The sequence below is a fragment of the Polaromonas sp. P1_F1 genome, from assembly GCF_056405795.1.
In genome coordinates this window covers 1-1,120 of record NZ_JBFUBJ010000022.1, presented here as the reverse complement: position 1 = coordinate 1,120, position 1,120 = coordinate 1, and the positions used below count along the sequence as shown (strand labels likewise).

Annotated in this window: 1 pseudogene; it reads right to left on the bottom strand. The window is 61.8% G+C overall.

The features are described 5' to 3' along the window. Positions 1 to 1,120, bottom strand: a pseudogene (locus tag AC1DZE_RS23240) (hypothetical protein); the annotation flags it as partial.

Here is a 1,120-nt window from a genome sequence, read left to right as displayed (position 1 = left end):
ACATTGTCCTGTGCGGTCGCGTTGTAGACGACGTAAAGGGTGTCGGTCCCTTCGTTGGCGTTTTCCTGCACCAGTGCCAACTCGGCGCTCTGATCCAGGGCGTAGTCATCGTTGCCTTTGCCGCCGATGAAGGTGTCCAGGCCGGCGCCGCCGTTCAACTGGTTGTTGCCATCGTTGCCGGTCAACACGTTGTTCTGGCTGTTGCCGATGGCATCGATGCTGTCGCTGCCCGTGAGGGTGAGGTTTTCCAGGTTGGCGCCCAGGGTGTAGGTCACCGAGGAGCGGACGGTGTCGATCTCGCCCGCCAGGGTGCTGGTTTCGCTGATGACATCGCCGAGGTTGTCGACGATGTAGGTGTCGTTGCCGGTGCCCCCGGCCATGAAGTCGGCCCCGGCCCCGCCGTCCAGGAKGTTGTTGCCGGCGTTGCCGGTCAGGGTGTTGTTCAAATTGTTGCCGATCGCTGTAAAGGCGCCACTCCCCAGCAGCAGGACGTTTTCGACGCTCTGCAGATTGCTCAGGTTCAGGTCGACGACATTGTCCTGTGCGGTCGCGTTGTAGACGACGTAAAGGGTGTCGGTCCCTTCGTTGGCGTTTTCCTGCACCAGTGCCAACTCGGCGCTCTGATCCAGGGCGTAGTCATCGTTGCCTTTGCCGCCGATGAAGGTGTCCAGGCCGGCGCCGCCGTTCAACTGGTTGTTGCCATCGTTGCCGGTCAACACGTTGTTCTGGCTGTTGCCAATGGCATCGATGCTGTCGCTGCCCGTGAGGGTGAGGTTTTCCAGGTTGGCGCCCAGGGTGTAGGTCACCGAGGAGCGGACGGTGTCGATCTCGCCAGCCAGGGTGCTGGTTTCGCTGATGACATCGCCGAGGTTGTCGACGATGTAGGTGTCGTTGCCGGTGCCCCCGGCCATGAAATCAGCACCCGCCCCGCCGTCCAGGAGGTTGTTGCCGGCGTTGCCGGTGATGCGGTTGCTGAGCGAGTTGCCGGTCCCGTTGAGATTGGCAGTGCCGAGCAGGTTGAGGTACTCGAGGTTGGCACCCAGGGTGTAATCGATCGAGGCATTGACGGCATCGATTTCCCAGGCCGAGGTGCCGCGTTCGATCACGACGTCACCGATGT